This window comes from Leifsonia sp. 2MCAF36, from assembly GCF_052115525.1.
Lineage (GTDB): Bacteria > Actinomycetota > Actinomycetes > Actinomycetales > Microbacteriaceae > Leifsonia.
In genome coordinates, this window is the sequence record NZ_JBFRGV010000006.1 from 351667 (window position 1) to 369313 (window position 17647).

A 17647-nucleotide genomic window follows, 5' to 3' on the forward strand; every position below is an offset into this window, starting at 1 on the left:
CGGCGCTCGGGCGGTCGGCGCTCGGGCGGTCGGTGCTCATGCGATCCTCCAGCAGGATTCGTGCCAATGCCGCCGGGCGGCCAGGTCGGCGGTGTCTCCGAGGACTCCGTCCGCGCGCCAGGCGACCAGGTGAGACGTCCCGGGCAGGATGTCGCGACCGCATCCCGGGCAGACGTACGTCTTCTGCGCCTGGGCGGCCGAAACCGGCTGCACGTTCCACTCGCCGCCCCTGCGGCTCTCCGTGCGTCGCCAGCCGGTCAGCAGACGTTCGAGGTCATCCGGCTCGTCCTCCGGGCGACCGCCGACGCGGCCTCGGGGACGGTTGGAGCGCGGCATGGCTCAAGTCTACGTGCCGCCTGGCGGCGAGCAGTCAGCGCCGACGATCGCCCTGCGCGATCAGTACCAGCCGGACGACTCCGAGTGCGCCCACGCGCCGCAGGGCGTGCTGTACCGTCCGGCGATGTACCCGAGGCCCCAGTTGATCTGGACGGAGGCGTCGGTCTCCCAGCCGGGACCCATCTTGCTTCCGGGGAGAGCCTGCGGAATGCCGTACGCACCACTCGGGTTGGAGGCGTTGACCCGCCAGCCGGACTCGCGCGTCCACAGCTGGTCGAGGCAGCCCCACTGATCGTCTCCCCAGCCGCGCGACTGCAGCATCTGGTACGCGATGTCCTTCGCGGTACCGGGGCTCGGAATCGGAGCGGAGGGAGCGCTGCCGCCAGACGACGGCGACGACTTCTTCGCCGCGGATGGCGTGGGTGTCGGAGTGGGAGTGGGCGTCGGCTTCGCCTTGACCGTCACCGCGTCGCGCGTGATGGTCTGCGCCGTTGCGTCCGGAGCGGTCAGGTTCTGAGCGGGAGCACCGTCGTAGCGCTGCGTGGTGGGGATCGTCTGCAGCGCCTCAGCGTAGGCCGGCGTAGCGGTCGTGCCCGAGAACGGGTCCACCACATTCACCAGTGCGAAGCCGACCGCTGCGGTGAAGGCGAAACCCCACACCGCTGCCTGCGACCTGATGTGCGGACGCCGTGAACGCTTGAACGCGACGCCGACCGGGTTGGCCGGAGTCAGCGGGACGATCTCTGCTGCTGCTTCTGCTCGTCTACCCACGATCACAGAACGATAACGGAGATCGGCGGAAAACCCAAGATTCGAGCGCCGCACTCAGCGAACCGCCAGCATGACGTCGGTGACGCTATCGAGCAGCAGGTCGACCTGCACCTCGCGATAGCCGCCCCGCTGCTCGCGGAAAGTCACCGTCCGCACTTCCTCGACACTCATCGGCCTGCCGTCCTGAAAATAACGCACCAAGCGGTTCGCGAACCGGTCGACGTCGTTGCGGTTGTAGCCCAGAGTGAGGAAGCTCACCCGGTCGAAACGCTGCCCCAGCGGCCGGTCGAGGCGGTTGAGGACGACCTGCGCCGTCGTGCGCGCGTCCTCGAACCACACCGCGTCGCCCGTGCGCGCCCGGGCCGCCTCCCGCTCGCGAGCCGCGAAGGCGTCTTCCAGCCGCTCCAGAGCCGCATCGACGTGCGTCGTGGAGTAGCCGCCCTTCATCATCGGGAAGGCGGTGTGACGGATGTCTTCGGCCGTGAGATCGGGTGCCGTCTCGTCGCCGTCGTACGAGCGGCGTGCGGTCGACAGGAACTCATCCACCTGCTCGACGTCGTAGCCCGGCCGGGACTTGGGGCTGCGGGGGAAGGTGCTCACTCCCCCATTCTGTCATCGGAAGATGAGGAACAGCACGTACGTGGCCGCTGCCGACGGGAGGATGGAGTCGAGCCGGTCGAGGAAGCCGCCGTGCCCCGGCAGCCAGGAACTCATGTCCTTGATCCCCAGGTCGCGCTTGATCAGCGATTCGGCCAGGTCTCCTGCGGTCGCGGTGAGCAGGATGACGACGCCGAAGACGACCCCGAACCACCACACCTCGCCGATCATGAAGACCGAGAGCAGGATGCCGGCGATGATCGCGGCAGCGGCGGCGCCCGCGAAACCCTCCCAGGTCTTCTTCGGACTGATCGTCGGTGCCATCGGGTGCTTGCCCCATGACAGGCCGCTCACGTAGGCGCCGGTGTCGACCGACACCACCAGGATGAGGAACGCCAGGACCCACCACTCGCCGCCCTGCTCCGCGAGCAGCAGGATGGCGAAACTGCCGAGCAGGGTGACGTAGAGCTGGACGAACACCGACCACAGCACGTCCACACCGAGCGCGCGCGCACCGCGCCGGGTACCCGGCACCACCAGCTGCTCGACGAGACGCCACACCACGATGAGGAGGATGCCGGCCGAGAGTGCTACGAGCTGCCCGCCGGCGTGGAAGAAGAACGTGGCAGGTACGATGCCGATCGCGGCCACCACCGTCGCGATGCGCGGCACCCGGCGACCGGAACCCCGGAACGCCTGCGCCAGCTCGAACGCGGCGAAGCCGACCATCGCCATCCCGAAGACCAGGAACAGTTCCTTGATGAAGATCAGGCTCACGACGACGAGCGCGCCGACGACCAGACCGATCACGATGGCGAGCACCAGATTGCGGCCGGTGCGTTCCGCAATGCGCTCGTTGGTCGCATCCAACTGCGCCTTGCGGACCTGGACCTGACGTTCGAAGTCGGCGCGCGTCGCCTGAACCTGCGCCCGCAGCTCCTCGCGGGAGCGCGGCTTGGCCCGTCGTGCCGAGGGGTCCGTCGCCGGCCCCTCTGCCGGCACCCGCGGGGTCGGCGCTCCGGAACTGCTCTCCTCGGTCATCGGCTAGACCTCGAGGAGTTCGGCTTCCTTGCGCTTCAACGCCTCGTCGACGGCGTCGACGTGCGTGCGCGTCAGGGTCTCCAGCTCCTTCTCGCCGCGCGAGACCTCGTCGTCGCCGACCTCGCCCTTGAGGGCGTCCAGGTCGTCCTTGGCCTTCCGGCGGATGTTGCGCAGCGCGACCTTGGCGTCTTCGCCCTTGCCGCGGACGATCTTCACGAACTCCTTGCGGCGGTCCTCCGTGAGCTCGGGAAGCGTCACACGCACGATCTCGCCGTCGTTTCCGACGTTCGCGGAGAGATTGGGCATGTTGACGATGGCCCGCTCGATGTCCTTCAGCGCCGACTTGTCGTACGGCGTGACGAGCAGCACGCGCGCCTCCGGGTTCTGCAGACCGGCCAGCTGGGCCAGCGGTGTCGGCGACCCGTAGTAGTCCACCAGGACCTTCTGGAAGAGCTGAGGATTGGCGCGGCCGGCGCTCACGGTGCCGAAGTCGTCCCTCGCCGCGTCAACGGTCTTGCTCATACGTTGGCGGGCATCGGAAATCACATCCGCGATCACGGTGTCTCCTTCAGGTCGGTGGGTCGCTGTCTAGTCTATTGCGCGGGCGCCCGGCCTCAGCCGAGCAGTGTCCCGATCTCGGCTCCGAGGAGCGCGGCCGTCACGTTCCCGGCGGGCTCGATGCCGAAGATGCGCATCGGCATGCCGTTGTCCATGCACAGGCTGAGCGCGGTCGAGTCGACGGCCTTCAGATTCTGCTGGAGCGCCTCGTGATGCGTGATCTGCTCGATCTTGCGGGCGTCCGGGTTGGTGCGCGGGTCGTCGTCGTACATGCCGTCGACGCCGTTCTTGGCGACGAGGACGACATCGGCGCTGATCTCCAGCGCGCGCTGCGCGGCCACCGTGTCGGTGGAGAAGTACGGAAGGCCGGCGCCCGCGCCGAAGATGACGACGCGACCTTTTTCCAGGTGCCGCACGGCGCGGCGCGGGATGTAGGGCTCGGCGACCTGGGTCATCGAGATGGCCGACTGGACGCGCGTCGCCGCACCGGCCTGCTCCAGGAAGTCCTGCAGGGCGAGCGCGTTCATGACGGTGCCGAGCATGCCCATGTAGTCGGCACGGCCGCGATCCATGCCGCGCTGCGAAAGCTCCGCACCGCGGAAGAAGTTGCCGCCGCCGACCACGATGGCGATCTCCACATCCTGAGCGGCCTGGGCGATCTCCCGGGAGATGCTGCTCACGATGTCGGGATTCACGCCCAGCTGGCCGCCACCGAACGCCTCACCGGAGAGTTTGAGGAGGACCCTGCGTCGCTGTGAAGGATGTCTCTGAGTGGCTTCCGTCATGTGTGATCAACGACCTTCCATCGGGGTTCTGGTTAACGCTAGTGGGTGCCGTGCACAGAAAAGGAGTCCGGATCGTTGTCACGATCCGGACTCCTTCATCGTCTGCTACGCGCCGACCTTGAACCGGGCGAAGCCGGACACGGTGAGCCCCGAGTCCTTCAGCACCTGGCTGATCGTCAGCTTGTTGTCGCGGGCGTACTCCTGCTCGAGGAGGGCGACCTGCTTGAAGTAGGCACCGAGGCGACCCTCGATGATCTTCGGGAGCGCGGCCTCCGGCTTGCCCTCGTTGCGCGAGATCTCCTCCACGATGCGACGCTCGTTCTCGACGTCGGCGGCCGGGACGTCCTCACGCGTGAGGTAGGTCGGGTTCGCGAACGAGATGTGCTGCGCGATGCTGCGGGCGGTCTCCGCGTCGTCGCCGGCGTAGCCGACCACGACACCGACCTGTGGGGGCAGGTCCTTGGAGGTCTTGTGCAGGTAGACAGCGAAGTGCTCGCCGTTCACGACCGCGATGCGGCGAAGCTCGACCTTCTCACCGAGGATGGCGGCCTCGTCACCGATGAGCTCGGCGACGGTCTGGCTGCCTGCGGGGGCCGCGAGGGCCTCCTCGACGGTGGTGGCACCCGCAGCGGCTGCCGCGTCGAGCACCTGGTCGGCGAGGGCGATGAACTTGTCGCCCTTCGCCACGAAGTCGGTCTCGCAGGCGAGCTCGATCATCGTGGCGGTGCCGTTGGTGTTCTCCTTGGCGGCGACGAGGCCTTCGCTCGTGGAGCGGTCGGCGCGCTTCGCGTTGCCCTTCGCACCCTTCAGGCGCAGGATCTCGGTGGCCTTCTCGATGTCGCCATCGGCCTCCTCGAGCGCCTTCTTGGTGTCGACCATGCCGGTACCGAGCTGCTCACGGAGAGCCTTGATGTCGGCGATGCTGATGTTTGCCATGTTCTGACTGGAACCTTCTGTCTCGAAGACTGTTGTTGGAGGCTGGACTACTTGGACTCGGCGTCTGCAGCAGCGTCCGCCTCGACCTCGACCTCGGCCTCGGCCTCGGCCTCGGCGACGACGTCGGCCGTCTCGGCCTCGGTGGCCTCGGCCTCGACAGCGTCCGCCTCACCCTCGGCGATGAGCTCGGCCGAATCGGCCTTCGCCTCGGCCAGGTCGGCGTCCGCCGCCTTGGCGGTCTCGGCGCTCGACTGCACCTCGTCGGTGCCCTGGAGCAGCTCCTGCTCCCACTCGGCGAGCGGCTCGGTGGGCTCTGCGCCCTCCTCCGGCTTCTGGTGACGCTGGATGAGGCCCTCGGCCGCCGCGTCGGCGACGATGCGGGTCAGCAGCGTGACGGAGCGGATCGCGTCGTCGTTGCCCGGGATCGGGTACTGCACCTCGTCCGGGTCGCAGTTCGTGTCGAGGATGCCGATGACCGGGATGCCCAGCTTCTTGGCCTCGTCGATCGCGAGGTGCTCCTTCTTGGTGTCGACCACCCAGAGCGCGCTCGGGGTCTTGCCGAGGTTGCGGATGCCGCCGAGCGACTTGTGGAGCTTGTCCAGCTCGCGCTTCTTGATCAGCAGCTCCTTCTTGGTGAAGCCGCTGGTGGTGCCCTCGAAGTCGAGCTCCTCGAGCTCCTTCATGCGGGCGAGGCGCTTGGACACGGTCTGGAAGTTGGTCAGCAGACCACCCAGCCAGCGCTGGTTGACGTAGGGCTGGCCGACGCGGGTCGCCTGCTCGGCGATCGCCTGCTGGGCCTGCTTCTTCGTGCCAACGAAGAGGATGGTGCCGCCGTGGGCGACCGTCTCGCGGACGAAGTCGTACGTCTTGTCGATGTAGGCGAGCGACTGCTGCAGGTCGATGATGTAGCTGCCCGAGCGCTCGGTGAGGATGAAGCGCTTCATCTTCGGGTTCCAGCGGCGGGTCTGGTGCCCGAAGTGGACGCCGCTGTCGAGCAGCTGGCGCATGGTGACGACGGCCATTGCCGTTCTCCTTTTGCTTGCGGTTGTCTGCGACGGCCGGCGGCCGCCACTCCTGGTGCCCCGCGCGCGCATCCGCTCCCTCGCCCGCACAGCGAACCGTGAGGAGGTGGGAGACCGGTGGATGCGCGTGCCGCCTCCGTGAGGAGGCGTCCCCATGCAGGAGTTGCTCTGCAGGACCCGTACACGACTGCACGGAGGGCACGCGTAGTCACCCCGACGAGCGGAGTGCTTCAGACAGCTTAGCAGGAATGGACGCTAGGCCGAGTCTCCGGTCGACCGTACCTGTGGGCCCCGCGCACGGCCTCCCGCGTTCTTGAACAGTGTCTCCGCCTGCTCCAGTGCCATGCCGTTCGTCTCGGGGATCTTGAAGAAGACGAAGAAGAACGAGAGCGCCGCGAAGATCGCGTACATGCCGTAGGTGAACGGCAGCGAGAAGTCGGACATCGGCGGGAACGAGATGGTGACCAGGAAGTTGGCGATCCACTGCGCGGACGCCGCGACACCGAGCGCCTTCCCGCGGATCCGGCTCGGGAAGATCTCGCCCAGCAGCACCCAGACCAGCGGCCCCCACGACGCACCGAAGCAGACCACGAAGAGGTTGGCAGCGACGAGGGCGATCGGCCCCCACGGGTTCGGCAGGCTCACCGCCCCGCCGTGTTTGACGGCGAAGGTGAACGACAGGGCCATCACTCCGAGGGACAGCGCCATGCCCACCGAGCCCGTGAGGAGGATCGGCCGGCGCCCGACCCGGTCCACCAGGAGGATGGCGACGACGGTGACGGCCACGTTCGTCACCGACGTGATGACCGTGATCAGGAGCGAGTTCTTCTCGGTGAATCCGACCGCCTGCCAGAGGGTCGTCGAGTAGTAGAAGATCACGTTGATGCCGACGAACTGCTGGAAGACCGAGAGGATGATGCCGATCCAGACGATCGGCTTCAGCCCGAAGCGGTTGCCGACCAGCGTGGCCTTCGCGCCTTCACGGTCCTCCTTGATCGCGTTCTCGATGTCGCCGATCTGACGGTCCACATCCCCCTCGGGCACCAGGGTCGCGAAGATCGCTTTCGCCTCGTCGTGGCGGCCGTTCGCGAGCAGGTAACGCGGCGACTCCGGCAGCCTCAGGGCGAGGATGCCGTACACGACCGACGGGATGATGCCGACCAGGAACATCCACCGCCAGGCTTCCAGACCGAGCCACAGCTGGCTGGCCGCCGACCCGGCGATTCCGGCGAGGAGGGCGTCGGAGAGCAGTGCGACGAAGATACCGATGGTGATGGCGAGCTGCTGCAGCGAGGCGAGGCGGCCGCGCGACTGCCGCGGCGAGATCTCGGCGATGTAGGCCGGCGCGACCACCGACGCGATGCCGATCCCGAGTCCGCCCACGACGCGCCACAGGCCCAGATCCCAGGCGGAGAAAGCGAGCCCCGAACCGATCGAGCTGATGAGGAACAGTCCGGCACCGAGAAGCATGACCTTGAGGCGTCCCCAGCGATCCGCGAGCCGACCCGCGATGAACGCGCCGACGGCGCAGCCGAGCAGCGCGATGGCGACGATGAAGCCGGTGACGAACGCGTTCAGGGCGAAGTTGTGCTGGATCGAGTCGACAGCACCGTTGATGACGGACGAGTCGAATCCGAACAGGAATCCACCGACCGCGGCGGCGATCGCCAGCCCGGTCACTCTCCTGCGCATCTTCGCGGTGGGCTGGGGTGCCTGGTCGTCGGTCGCGGCGCTCGGATTCCTGTGTTGTTCAGACATGTCATCCCTTTTTCGGTTGTGCTCGCCCCGGTATTCGCGCGGCCCGGAGAGAGCCACGCGATGGCGAACCACACGCTACGCCGTGATCCGGCCGGGGTGAACTGTTCCGTCCGCGCGTCCTCTCGGCGGTGCATCCGCTGTTCACACCCGCGCAACCCGCCAGGTTCTCCACCGATCCGCGCCGAGGGGCATTCCTGGTGAAGCACGACGAGAGAGTGGATGCGATGTTCCGAACGACAGGAGGCACGGTATGGGCGGGCGTGGGTGGCGAATGGTGTGGTCCGTGCGATTCGTGGTGACGTGCACGGCTCTGGCGACGCTGTGGGCCGGCGTGGCAGGCGGCGGTTCTGCGGGGGCTGTGCCGCCTCGACCGGAGGCGGTGGGCGGCTCCTGGGTCTGGCCGATGGCGTCGCACGTTCTGACGGCGCCGTACGAAGCCCCGGCGACCCGGTACACCGCCGGGCATCGGGGCATCGATCTGGAGGCATCTCCGGGTGCTGTCGTCAGCGCCCCTGCGGACGCCGTGGTCCGCTTCTCCGGAGTGGTGGTCGACCGGCCGGTGCTGACCCTGGACCACGGCGGCGGCGTGCTGTCGAGCTACGAGCCGGTCGTCTCCGAGCTGCCGGTCGGTGCCGTGGTGGGTCGCGGCGCGGTGGTCGGGGTCGTGGCCTCCGGCGCCCACTGCGACGGGATGTGCCTGCACGTCGGGGTGCGCGTCGCTGGCGAGTACGTGTCGCCGTTGCTGTTCTTCGGTCGGGTGGCGCCGGCGGTGCTGCTCCCGCTCGGGACCGGGTAGGCGGGCAAGCCGGACGCGCGGTGCCTCAGGCGCGGGGGTGCGCGATGCGATAGGCCTCTTTGAGGCGTTCGGTGGAGACGTGCGTGTAGATCTGCGTCGTGCCGAGGCTGGCGTGACCCAGCAACTCCTGAACCGCACGCAGGTCGGCTCCCCCGTCGAGCAGGTGGGTGGCCGCGGTGTGACGGAGGGCGTGCGGACCCGACGGCCCCCGCCCGGGCACGTCGACCAGGAGCCCGGCAACAAGCTGGTAGACGGCGCGGCTGCCGAGCCGGCCGCCGCGTGAGCCCAGGAAGAATGCCGGTCCGGAGCCGGCCGTCACGAACCGTGGGCGTCCGGAGCGGAGCCAGGCGCGGAGGGCGCGGAGGGCGGGTACTCCGAATGGGACCACCCGCTCTTTGAAGCCTTTGCCGACGACTCGCACGGTGAGCCGGTCGAGGTCAACGTCGTCCACGTCGAGCCCCGTGAGCTCTGACACCCGGATCCCGGCCGCGTACAGCAGCTCCACCACGGCCACATCGCGAAGGGCGGCAGGGTCTCCATCGCCCGCGCGCGCTGCCAGCTGCTCGAAAATCCCGTCCATCTGCTCGCGCGTGACGACCCTCGGCAGCGTCTTGTCCGCCTTCGGCGCCCGCAGCCGAGCGGCGGCGTCGACCACCACGGCGGTCTCCCCCGCCGCGCCCGAGTCCGCCGCGCCCTCGTCCGCCACGCCCGACGCCGCTGCGCCCTCGTCCGCCGCGCCCGACTCCGTCGTGCCTAGGCCTGCCGCACCCGACCTCGCCGCACCCGACCTCGCCGCGCCCGACTCCGCCGTGCCCGAGTCCGCTGCGGCGGGGCCAGTCGTGGTGGGGCCTGGCGATACGCCCGGGTCAGTAGCGCGCTCGCCCGCGGCCAGGTGCATCCCGCCGACAGCTGAGCGTGCCAGCCACGCACTGAAGCCTCGGGCGGTCGCCGACCGGCGTGCAAGCGTCGACTTCGCGAGTCCACGCTGCGACCCGTCCCACAGCCAGTCCCGGTAGAGGTCCAGGGTCATCTCCGTGGGCGAGTCCACACCGCGTTCCCCGACGAAGGCGGCGAGCGCCGTCAGGTCGGACCGGTACGCGCGCACGGTCTGGGGCGAGTACCCGCGCTCGATCCGCAGGTGGCGCTCGTACGCGTCGATGGCGGCGGACAGGTTCACCTCCCCAGCATCGCCCTCCGTGCGGGCGGCAGCGGGCAGCGACGCGCGGCCCCCGCACTACAGGCACTTCCTTTCGATGAGCGACCATCCGCCCCCGCTCTCGCGCGCTCGACCAGCCAGATCGAGCCGGCCCAGCACGGCTGCAACAGTCGAGAAGGGAAGGGCCGCACGGGCCGCGATCTCGTCCGCGCTGGCGGACCGGCCGCGCGAGAGTTCGGAGACCACCGTCCGCTCCTCGCTCGAGCTGCCATCAGACGCTCCCGCCTGCGGCGCTGCGGGGTCCGGCGCGCCGCCCAGACCGAAGGGGTCGGCCAGCTCTGCCATCTCGTCGGCTGTCGTCACGCACGTCGCCGCGTACTCGCGGATCAGGCGGTGACAGCCTGCGGATGCCGGCGAGAGGACACTGCCCGGCACGGCGCCCAGCGGCCGACCCATCTGCGCGGCATGGCCCGCCGTATTGAGCGAACCGGAGCGGCGTCCCGCCTCCACGACGACCGTGGCGCTCGCCGCCGCAGCGATGAGCCGGTTCCGCATCAGGAAGCGCCAGCGGGTCGGTGCGGACCCCGGAGGCAGTTCCGCGGCGAGAAGGCCCTCCGTTGCCACCCGTCGCAGCAACTCGCTGTTGCCGGCCGGGTACAAGCGATCCGCTCCTCCGGCCAGGAACGCGACGGTGAGGCCGCCGCTCGCAAGGGTGGCACGGTGCGCCGCAGCGTCGATGCCGTAGGCGCCCCCCGAGACGATCGCGAACCCACGGTCCGATAGGGCCGCCGCGCTCTCCATCGCGACATGCTCGCCGTAGCCCGTCGACGCCCGCGCCCCCACCAGCGCCACGGACCGCCCCAGTCTCTCGAAATGCCGAGCGTCCCCGCGGATCCACAAGGCCAGGGGCGCTCCCTCGTCCAGCGCCGCGAAGCCCTCCGGCCACCAGTCCGACTCCGGAGTGAGCAACCGAGCACCGATCCGGGCCGCTCTTTCGAGAGTGCGCGTCGACTCGGCGAGCGACAACCGCGGTCGCCAACGCGCCAACGCGTCCGCGATGCGGCGTTCGAGCCGAGAGTCCATTCCGGCGTCATCCTGCGGTTCCGGCCCGTCACGGACACTCCGTTCGCCATCGGCTGCGGCGAGATACGGGGGACGCAAGCCGTTCCCGGCCGTTTCCGCCCGGCTGACCTGCCTTCCCTCCTCGGAAGTGCCTTCGTCCGGCTTACCGTCGTCGGACCCGATGCTCGCAAGGACGGACGAGGCCTCTGCGCCCTCGACGAGGGCGCGGAGCAGCCCGACCGGCCCGATCGCTGCGATCAGCCGGCCGGCCTCGAGGTCGCCTGGCTCGATGGCCGTTCCCAAAGCGGCGCGAGCGAAGCACTCCTCGAGGACCGCGTCGCCGATGTCCGTGGTGCCGAGCGACCCGTCGTCCACGAGCACAGGGTCGAGAATCCTGCTGAGGTCACGTCGATCGATACCCGGTATGGCCGAGCGGGCGGAGGTTGCCGCACTGTTCGCCGATGCCGCGGAACCGTCCGCGCTGTGATGGGAGTGAGCACGCGACTCGGGCGTATTCAGTCTGACGGATTGCGTCTCCTCGACATGCTCCACGTCACTACCTCGTTCGTCTTTCTGGCCAACCGCCCGGCCAACCGCCTCGCCGGTCTTCCGGCCAACCGTCTCTCCTGCCTTCTCGCGAGTCGGTTCGCCGACCCTTTCGCCGGTGCACGCGTGCTGAGCGACCGCGCATCGATCGCAGGCGGCGTTCATGCGCTGATCCCACGACGCAGGAACAGGGCACGGCCCACGTGATCGATGTCCGGTGCGGACGCGTCATCCAGGTCGGCGAGCGTCCAGGCCAATCGAAGCGTGCGGTCGTACCCCCGCATCGTGATCGCTCCGCGCTCCAGGGCGCGGTCGAGTGGCGCGATCGCCGTGGAACCGAGGCGCCGCTCCCCCGCCCGAAGCCAACTGCCTGCGACATCGGCGTTGCGGACCCACTCGGTTCCGCGTAGCCGCTCGGCCGCACGCGCGCGGGCAGCCACCACCCGAAGGCGAAGGTCGCGACTGGTGCGGACACCGGCCTGAGCCTGGGACGCCGACCTCAGCGCGGCGAGCCCGAGTCGGCGCACGGTTAGACGGATGTCGACCCGGTCGATCAGCGGCCCCGACATGCGAGCGAGGTACCGCCTGCGCGCCATGGGCGAGCAGGTGCACTCCGCGTCTGACGAGCCGTAATGGCCGCACGGGCACGGGTTCGAGGCGAGAACGAGTTGAAAGCGCGCCGGGAATGAGGCAGCGCCGCGAGCCCGGTGGATCGTGATGCTGCCGTTCTCGAGCGGCTGTCGCAACGCGTCGAGCACCGACGGAGGGAACTCTGCCGCCTCATCGAGGAACAGCACGCCGTGCGTCGCCCGAACGATCGCGCCTGGCGTGATCCGCCCGCTCCCTCCACCGACGAGTGCCGCTGCGGACGCGGTGTGATGCGGCGCTTCGAACGGCGGCCTGCGGACGAGCTGCGCCCCGACGCCGAGGCCGGTCAGCGACCTGATGCAGGTCGCCTCGAGGGCATCCGCATCCGACAGGTCGGGGAGCAACGAGGGCAGGCGTCGCGCGAGCATCGTCTTACCGGCGCCGGGCGGCCCGACCATCGAGAGGTGATGGCCCCCGGCGGCTGCGGCCACCAGCGCTTCGACCGCCTCCTCGTTGCCGGCCACCTCTGCCATGTCCGGCTCGGCGGCGGATCGGACCTCGACGGCGGTCGGCAGGACGGGATCTTCGTCGACCGGGTCGAGTTCGGCGCCGTGGACGATCGCCGCCGCCCGCAATCCGGTGACACCGACCACATCGATGCCGTCGACGAGTCGGGCTTCGTCGGCGCTCCCGGCGGGCACGAGGACGCGCGCGAATCCCGCCTCCCGCGCCGCGAGCACCGCAGGCAGCAGGCCGGGCACCGGTCGCAGGCGGCCGTCCAGTCCGAGTTCTCCGAGATGGACGGCGCCGGCGGCCGGCCCCGATGGCACTGCGCCCGCGGCCGAGAGCGCCGCGATCGCAATCGCCAGGTCGAATCCCGAGCCTTGCTTAGGCAGTGCGGCGGGTGAGAGGTTGACCGTCAGCTTCTTCTGCGTGAGCGGGCATCCGGCGTTGACCGCTGCGGCCCCCACGCGTTTGCGTGACTCGCCGAGCGCCGTATCCGGCAGCCCGATCAGGACGAAGGCAGGAAGACCGGCCGAGATGTCCGCCTCCACCTCGACGACGTGCCCACGGACACCGTCGAGGGCGATCGCGAAGGTCCGTGCGAGCGCCATCAGGCGATCCCGGTCAGGTGCTCGACCGTGGGATTCTCACTCCACGCGTCCGTGACCGCGACGGCGTCGATCCGCACCCCGGTCGAGCCGGGTTCCCGTTCCCGGCACCACGCGGCGGCGAGCCGTCGCAGACGTGCCGCCTTCCGCGACGTGATCGCCTCGAAGGGATGTCCGAACTCGAGCGACGACCGGGTCTTCACCTCCGCGAAGACCATCGTCGTACCGTCGCGCAGGACAAGGTCGAGCTCACCCGACGGGCACCGCCAGTTGCGGTCGATCAGTGCGTAACCGCGCTCCTGAAGCCACTCCGCCGCGACCTGCTCGCCGCGTCGTCCCAATTCGTCTTTCTGTGCCATGTGTACCTCCGCCAACAGCCTCGCCTGGCTGCTGGACGGGCGGTCTGGGAGCGGAGAATCTGTGGAGAAGACGATCGACGGCCAGGCTGTGAGCACAATCGAGGCCACCGATGCCGGGCACATGGCCGGTCGGCAGGTCGGCGACAGTCTCGCCCGCGCTCGAATGGTCGGGGTCCCGGAAGGAGCCAGGCAACTCGTCCTGCCATCGCCGAACATGTCGTGACGCGTGGCCGACTCAGCGGCACCTACGAACGCTGACCGCAGCTCGCAGGCTTATCACCCGGTCGACCGCACTCACTCGTCGAGCGCGAGCTCCTTGGGCAGCTCGAACTCCTTGGAGGAGAGCTCCTCGATATTGACGTCCTTGAACGTCAGGACGCGCACGGACTTCACGAACCGGTCGGCGCGGTACACATCCCACACCCACACGTCGTTCATCGTCAGCTCGAAGTAGAAGTCGTGCTCGGTGTCGCGCCGCACGAATTCCACCTCGTTCGCGAGATAGAAGCGGCGCTCCGTCTCGATCACGTACTTGAACTGCGAGACGACGTCCCGGTACTCGCGATACAAAGCCAACTCGACCTCACGGTCGTAGTCGTCGAACTCGTCTTCATCCATCGTTCGTCAAGTCTATGCCGGATGCGACGCGAGCGCGTCGCACGCACCAACCTGTGGACAACCCGGCGCGTGTGGACGCCAGAGACAGACCTACTCCGGGATGTCGATCAGAGCGGGCTGCTTCAGCCAGGTGAGCCGATGCAGGTCGCTCGGCCCGAGTTCCGCGATCGCCGCGAAATGCTCCGCGGAGGAGTATCCCTTGTTGCTCGCCCAGCCGTAGCCCGGGTAATCCCGGTCGTGCGCGATCATCATCCGATCGCGGTGCACCTTCGCGATGACGGATGCGGCGGCGACCGACGCGCAGTCCCGATCCGCCTTGATCCGGGTCACGACCTTCGCTGGCCGCATCAAGGCCGGATTGAGGTAGTCGTAGTTGCCGTCCAGGATGAGCGTGCTGTCGTGCACCAGCGCGCCCTGCTCCTCCAGCTGGGCGAGCGCACGCGCGCCGGCGAGGCCGAGGCAGCGCATGATCCCGAGCGAGTCCACCTCCGCGGCGGTCGCGAGGCCCACCGCGTGGTGCATCGCCCACTTCCGGCACAGCGGATCCAGGGACTCCCTGACCGGCTCCGGAAGCAGCTTCGAGTCGCGCAACCCGGGCGGGATGCGCTTCACGGCGGTATCGATGACGACCATCCCGACCGCGACCGGCCCCGCGAGAGCGCCACGACCGACCTCGTCGACCGCCACGATCGACGTGACGCCCTGGCGGTAGAGGGCTTTCTCGAACCGCAGCGTGGGCGACACCGGGGTCATCATCCGCTCGTCACTCCTCCGCCTGTCGAACCTGCTGAGGGTTTCAGGATAATCGCTCAGCGTCCCCGATCCGCCCACGAAACGACCCGGCCACGAAACGACTGAGCTCCCGGTCCGAAATCGGACCGGGAGCTCAGGATGCTCGTGGGAGCGGCGATCAGTTGTCGCGCTTCTCCTTGATCTTCGCCTTCTTGCCGCGCAGCTCGCGCAGGTAGTACAGCTTCGCGCGGCGCACGTCGCCGCGGGTGACGACCTCGATCTTGTCGATGACCGGGGAGTGAACCGGGAAGGTGCGCTCGACGCCGACCTGGAAGCTGATCTTGCGGACCGTGAAGGTCTCGCGGACGCTCTCGCCGGAGCGGCCGATGACGACGCCCTGGAAGACCTGGACACGGGAGCGGGTGCCCTCGATGATGTTCACGTGCACCTTGACGGTGTCGCCCGCGCGGAAGTCAGGAATGTCCTGCTTCAGGGACGCTGCGTCGAGCTGATCGAGGATGTGCATGGCTGTTCGCTCTCTGTACCCGCCGCAGGTCGGGGACGGACTCGGGGGCCGGCTCCGATCGGGAGTGTCGGCCGTCTGGGTTCGGTGTGTGGGTGTCCGCGAGAAGTGCTGGCTCCCCTGTGGCAGAGCGTGGCCGCGGCACAAGGTTCAATTCTGCCATGCGCGACCCCGGTTTGCCAAAGCGACGGCGTGCAACCGCGCCGGTCACTCGCGGTCGCGCCGCTCCTCGATGACGATGTACTCGCCGTCGTCGACCACGTCGCGCGGTGTGAACCCGGTCGCCTGGGGCTGGGCGGCTCGTTCGTAGGCGGCGAAGGTCTTCTGAACGCGCGCTCGCGTCTCGGCCAGCAGCTCCCAGACGGCGACCCAGAAGGTGGCGACGAAGAGCAGGATGCCGGCGACGGCGAACCATCCGGTCAGGCCGGCCGCAAAGAAGCCGAACCCGATGATGGCGAGGTGCCAAGGAGTGAAAAGGGCGACATCCCGCCAGGAGACGGCGCGCTTCTCGCGCACGCTGCGCCGAGCCATGACGATCCCGCTGACGACCAGCATCGCGACGAAGAGGATGGGACAGAGCACGAGAAGCCCGAGGAAGGACCATCCGCTCCCCTGGTGGAAGGCGGCCCAGCCGACCAGCAGCCACGCCGGAAGGATCACGGCGGCCGGGAAGAGCCACCAGTAGAACGCCTTGCGGATGATCACGCGCCCAGCCTAACCGCGGTCGCCTGTACTGCGGCTGCGGGTTTCCCGCATGCGCGACCTGCGAGACTGGAGGGGTACGCCGTCGAGAGGAGAAGCGTGATCGAGCTGAGGACGCCCGCCGATATCGAGCAGATGCGCCCGGCCGGGAGGTTCGTCGCCGAGGTGCTCGCTGAGACGGCTGCAGCGGCCCGCGTCGGCGTCAACCTGCTGGAGCTGGATGCGGTGGCCCACGAGCTGATCCGCCGTCGCGGCGCCGAGTCGTGCTACATCGACTACCACCCGTCGTTCGGCGCGAGCCCGTTCGGCAAGGTCATCTGCACGTCGGTCAACGACGCCGTGCTGCACGGCCTGCCGCATGACTACCGCTTGCAGGACGGCGACCTGCTCACCCTCGACTTCGCCGCATCCGTCGACGGCTGGGTCGCCGACTCCGCGGTGAGCCTGGCGGTCGGGACGCCGCGCGCCGAAGACCTGCGCCTGATCGACACCACGCGCCGGGCGCTCGCCGCCGGCATCCAGGCGGCGAAACCCGGCGGCAGGATCGGCGACATCTCCGCCGCGATCGCCGCCGTCGCTCACGCGGAGGGCTACTCCATCAACACGCAGTTCGGCGGTCATGGTGTCGGACGGACGATGCACGGCGACCCGCACATCTCGAACGACGGACGCGCCGGTCGCGGCTACCCGTTGCGGCCCGGCCTCGTGATCGCCATCGAACCATGGTTCCTGGAGACCACGGACGAGATCTACACCGACCGCGACGGCTGGACGCTCCGGAGCGCCGACGGCTCCCGCGGCGCCCACTCCGAGCACACGATCGCGATCACCCCCGACGGCCCCCTCATCCTCACCGCCCCCTGACGAGCCTCGCCCGCCATCGCTTCCTCACTTAATCCGCCGACACGCCGTCGCAACGCGGATTAACCGAGGAAGCGATGGCGGGCGAGTGAGGGATCAGGGCAGCAGGTCGGGGCGGACGGCGCGGGTCCGGGTGAGCTGCTGCTCATGGCGCCACGCGTTGACGGCGCCGTGGTTGCCGGAGAGCAGTACGGGCGGCACCTCGCGACCGCGCCAGACGGCCGGCTTGGTGTAGCTCGGGTACTCGAGGAGGCCGTCCTCGTGGGACTCCTGCACCAGGCTCTCCGGGTTGCCGACGACGCCGGGGATGAGCCTGCCGACCGCCTCGATCATGGCCATCGTGGCGACCTCGCCGCCGTTGAGCACGTAGTCGCCGATGCTCATCAGCCGAACGCGCGCCCGTTCCGCCGTGTCGTCGAACACCCGCTGGTCGATGCCCTCGTAGCGACCGCAGCCGAAGACGAGGTGCTGCTCCTGCGCCAGCTCGCGTGCGGTGGCCTGCGTGAAAACCTCGCCTGCCGGCGACGGGAAGATGACGACCGGGTCGGCCGCGTCAGCCAGGACGCCGTCGAGCGCCTCGCCCCACGGCTCCGGCTTCATGACCATGCCGGCTCCCCCGCCGTACGGCGTGTCATCGACGGTCCGGTGCCGGTCGTGCGTGAAGTCGCGGAGGTCGTGCACGCCGAGGTCGATCAGCCCGGTGGTCCGGGCCTTGCCGAGGAGCGAGATGTCGAGCACATCGAAGAAGGTCGGGAAGATCGTGACGATGTCGATGCGCATCCCAGAAG

Annotated in this window: 20 protein-coding genes; 2 read left to right on the plus strand and 18 right to left on the minus strand. The window is 69.0% G+C overall.

What is annotated here, in order from left to right:
- Positions 1 to 36: 36 nt before the first annotated feature.
- From AB4079_RS11725 to AB4079_RS11765, 9 genes are all read right to left on the minus strand, one after another.
- Complete coding sequence (locus AB4079_RS11725; RefSeq protein ID WP_441787462.1) at positions 37 to 336, minus strand: hypothetical protein; 300 nt, start codon at positions 334 to 336, stop codon at positions 37 to 39.
- Between the two features lie 60 nt (positions 337 to 396).
- Positions 397 to 1107 (minus strand): lytic transglycosylase domain-containing protein, encoded by a 711-nt coding sequence (locus AB4079_RS11730; protein WP_441787463.1) that lies wholly within the window; start codon positions 1105 to 1107, stop codon positions 397 to 399.
- Positions 1108 to 1161: 54 nt separating this feature from the next.
- On the minus strand, positions 1162 to 1707 hold the full coding sequence (locus tag AB4079_RS11735; protein ID WP_441787464.1) for a DivIVA domain-containing protein: 546 nt from the start codon (positions 1705 to 1707) through the stop codon (positions 1162 to 1164).
- A gap of 12 nt (positions 1708 to 1719) precedes the next feature.
- Entirely contained in the window at positions 1720 to 2745 is a 1026-nt protein-coding gene (locus AB4079_RS11740) for a phosphatidate cytidylyltransferase (RefSeq protein WP_441787465.1), read from the minus strand.
- A gap of 3 nt (positions 2746 to 2748) precedes the next feature.
- Positions 2749 to 3303, minus strand: coding sequence for a ribosome recycling factor (frr, locus tag AB4079_RS11745; RefSeq protein ID WP_441787466.1), 555 nt, complete (start codon positions 3301 to 3303; stop codon positions 2749 to 2751).
- Positions 3304 to 3359: 56 nt separating this feature from the next.
- Positions 3360 to 4088 carry a UMP kinase gene (gene pyrH, locus AB4079_RS11750; RefSeq protein ID WP_441787467.1) on the minus strand — a complete coding sequence of 243 codons (729 nt, stop codon included), beginning with the start codon at positions 4086 to 4088 and terminating at the stop codon, positions 3360 to 3362.
- Positions 4089 to 4193: 105 nt separating this feature from the next.
- A complete protein-coding gene (gene tsf / locus AB4079_RS11755) occupies positions 4194 to 5024 on the minus strand; it encodes a translation elongation factor Ts (protein ID WP_441787468.1) in 831 nt (276 codons plus the stop codon).
- A 47-nt stretch (positions 5025 to 5071) separates the two neighbouring features.
- Complete coding sequence (gene rpsB, locus AB4079_RS11760; RefSeq protein ID WP_441787469.1) at positions 5072 to 6046, minus strand: 30S ribosomal protein S2; 975 nt, start codon at positions 6044 to 6046, stop codon at positions 5072 to 5074.
- 255 nt (positions 6047 to 6301) lie between these two features.
- A complete protein-coding gene (locus AB4079_RS11765; protein WP_441787470.1) occupies positions 6302 to 7804 on the minus strand; it encodes a sugar porter family MFS transporter in 1503 nt (500 codons plus the stop codon).
- Between the two features lie 283 nt (positions 7805 to 8087).
- Between AB4079_RS11765 and AB4079_RS11770 the strand changes: the two genes are divergently transcribed.
- Positions 8088 to 8600: a peptidoglycan DD-metalloendopeptidase family protein gene (locus tag AB4079_RS11770; RefSeq protein ID WP_441787471.1), complete on the plus strand. Its 513-nt coding sequence runs from the start codon at positions 8088 to 8090 to the stop codon at positions 8598 to 8600.
- Positions 8601 to 8625: 25 nt separating this feature from the next.
- On the opposite strand, the gene AB4079_RS11775 is transcribed toward AB4079_RS11770, so the two are convergent.
- The 8 genes from AB4079_RS11775 to AB4079_RS11810 all read right to left on the minus strand — a co-directional run bounded on the left by AB4079_RS11775 (position 8626) and on the right by AB4079_RS11810 (position 16001).
- Positions 8626 to 9777 carry a tyrosine recombinase XerC gene (locus AB4079_RS11775; RefSeq protein WP_441787472.1) on the minus strand — a complete coding sequence of 384 codons (1152 nt, stop codon included), beginning with the start codon at positions 9775 to 9777 and terminating at the stop codon, positions 8626 to 8628.
- Between the two features lie 57 nt (positions 9778 to 9834).
- A complete protein-coding gene (dprA, locus tag AB4079_RS11780) occupies positions 9835 to 11193 on the minus strand; it encodes a DNA-processing protein DprA (protein ID WP_441787473.1) in 1359 nt (452 codons plus the stop codon).
- 332 nt (positions 11194 to 11525) lie between these two features.
- A complete protein-coding gene (locus AB4079_RS11785; protein WP_441787474.1) occupies positions 11526 to 13067 on the minus strand; it encodes a YifB family Mg chelatase-like AAA ATPase in 1542 nt (513 codons plus the stop codon).
- Positions 13067 to 13423, minus strand: coding sequence for a YraN family protein (locus tag AB4079_RS11790; protein WP_441787475.1), 357 nt, complete (start codon positions 13421 to 13423; stop codon positions 13067 to 13069). Before AB4079_RS11790 ends, AB4079_RS11785 begins: the two co-directional genes overlap by 1 nt.
- A 294-nt stretch (positions 13424 to 13717) precedes the next feature.
- On the minus strand, positions 13718 to 14041 hold the full coding sequence (locus tag AB4079_RS11795) for a DUF2469 family protein (protein ID WP_018190696.1): 324 nt from the start codon (positions 14039 to 14041) through the stop codon (positions 13718 to 13720).
- Between the two features lie 90 nt (positions 14042 to 14131).
- Complete coding sequence (locus AB4079_RS11800) at positions 14132 to 14794, minus strand: ribonuclease HII (RefSeq protein ID WP_441787559.1); 663 nt, start codon at positions 14792 to 14794, stop codon at positions 14132 to 14134.
- 157 nt (positions 14795 to 14951) lie between these two features.
- On the minus strand, positions 14952 to 15299 hold the full coding sequence (rplS, locus tag AB4079_RS11805) for a 50S ribosomal protein L19 (RefSeq protein WP_441787476.1): 348 nt from the start codon (positions 15297 to 15299) through the stop codon (positions 14952 to 14954).
- 204 nt (positions 15300 to 15503) lie between these two features.
- On the minus strand, positions 15504 to 16001 hold the full coding sequence (locus AB4079_RS11810; RefSeq protein WP_441787477.1) for a hypothetical protein: 498 nt from the start codon (positions 15999 to 16001) through the stop codon (positions 15504 to 15506).
- Positions 16002 to 16097: 96 nt separating this feature from the next.
- On the opposite strand from AB4079_RS11810, the gene map reads away from it, so the two are divergent.
- Positions 16098 to 16862, plus strand: a complete 765-nt coding sequence (gene map, locus AB4079_RS11815; RefSeq protein ID WP_441787478.1) for a type I methionyl aminopeptidase — start codon at positions 16098 to 16100, stop codon at positions 16860 to 16862.
- A 93-nt stretch (positions 16863 to 16955) separates the two neighbouring features.
- On the opposite strand, the gene trmD is transcribed toward map, so the two are convergent.
- Positions 16956 to 17639, minus strand: coding sequence for a tRNA (guanosine(37)-N1)-methyltransferase TrmD (gene trmD, locus AB4079_RS11820; protein ID WP_441787479.1), 684 nt, complete (start codon positions 17637 to 17639; stop codon positions 16956 to 16958).
- Between the last annotated feature and the right edge of the window lie 8 nt (positions 17640 to 17647).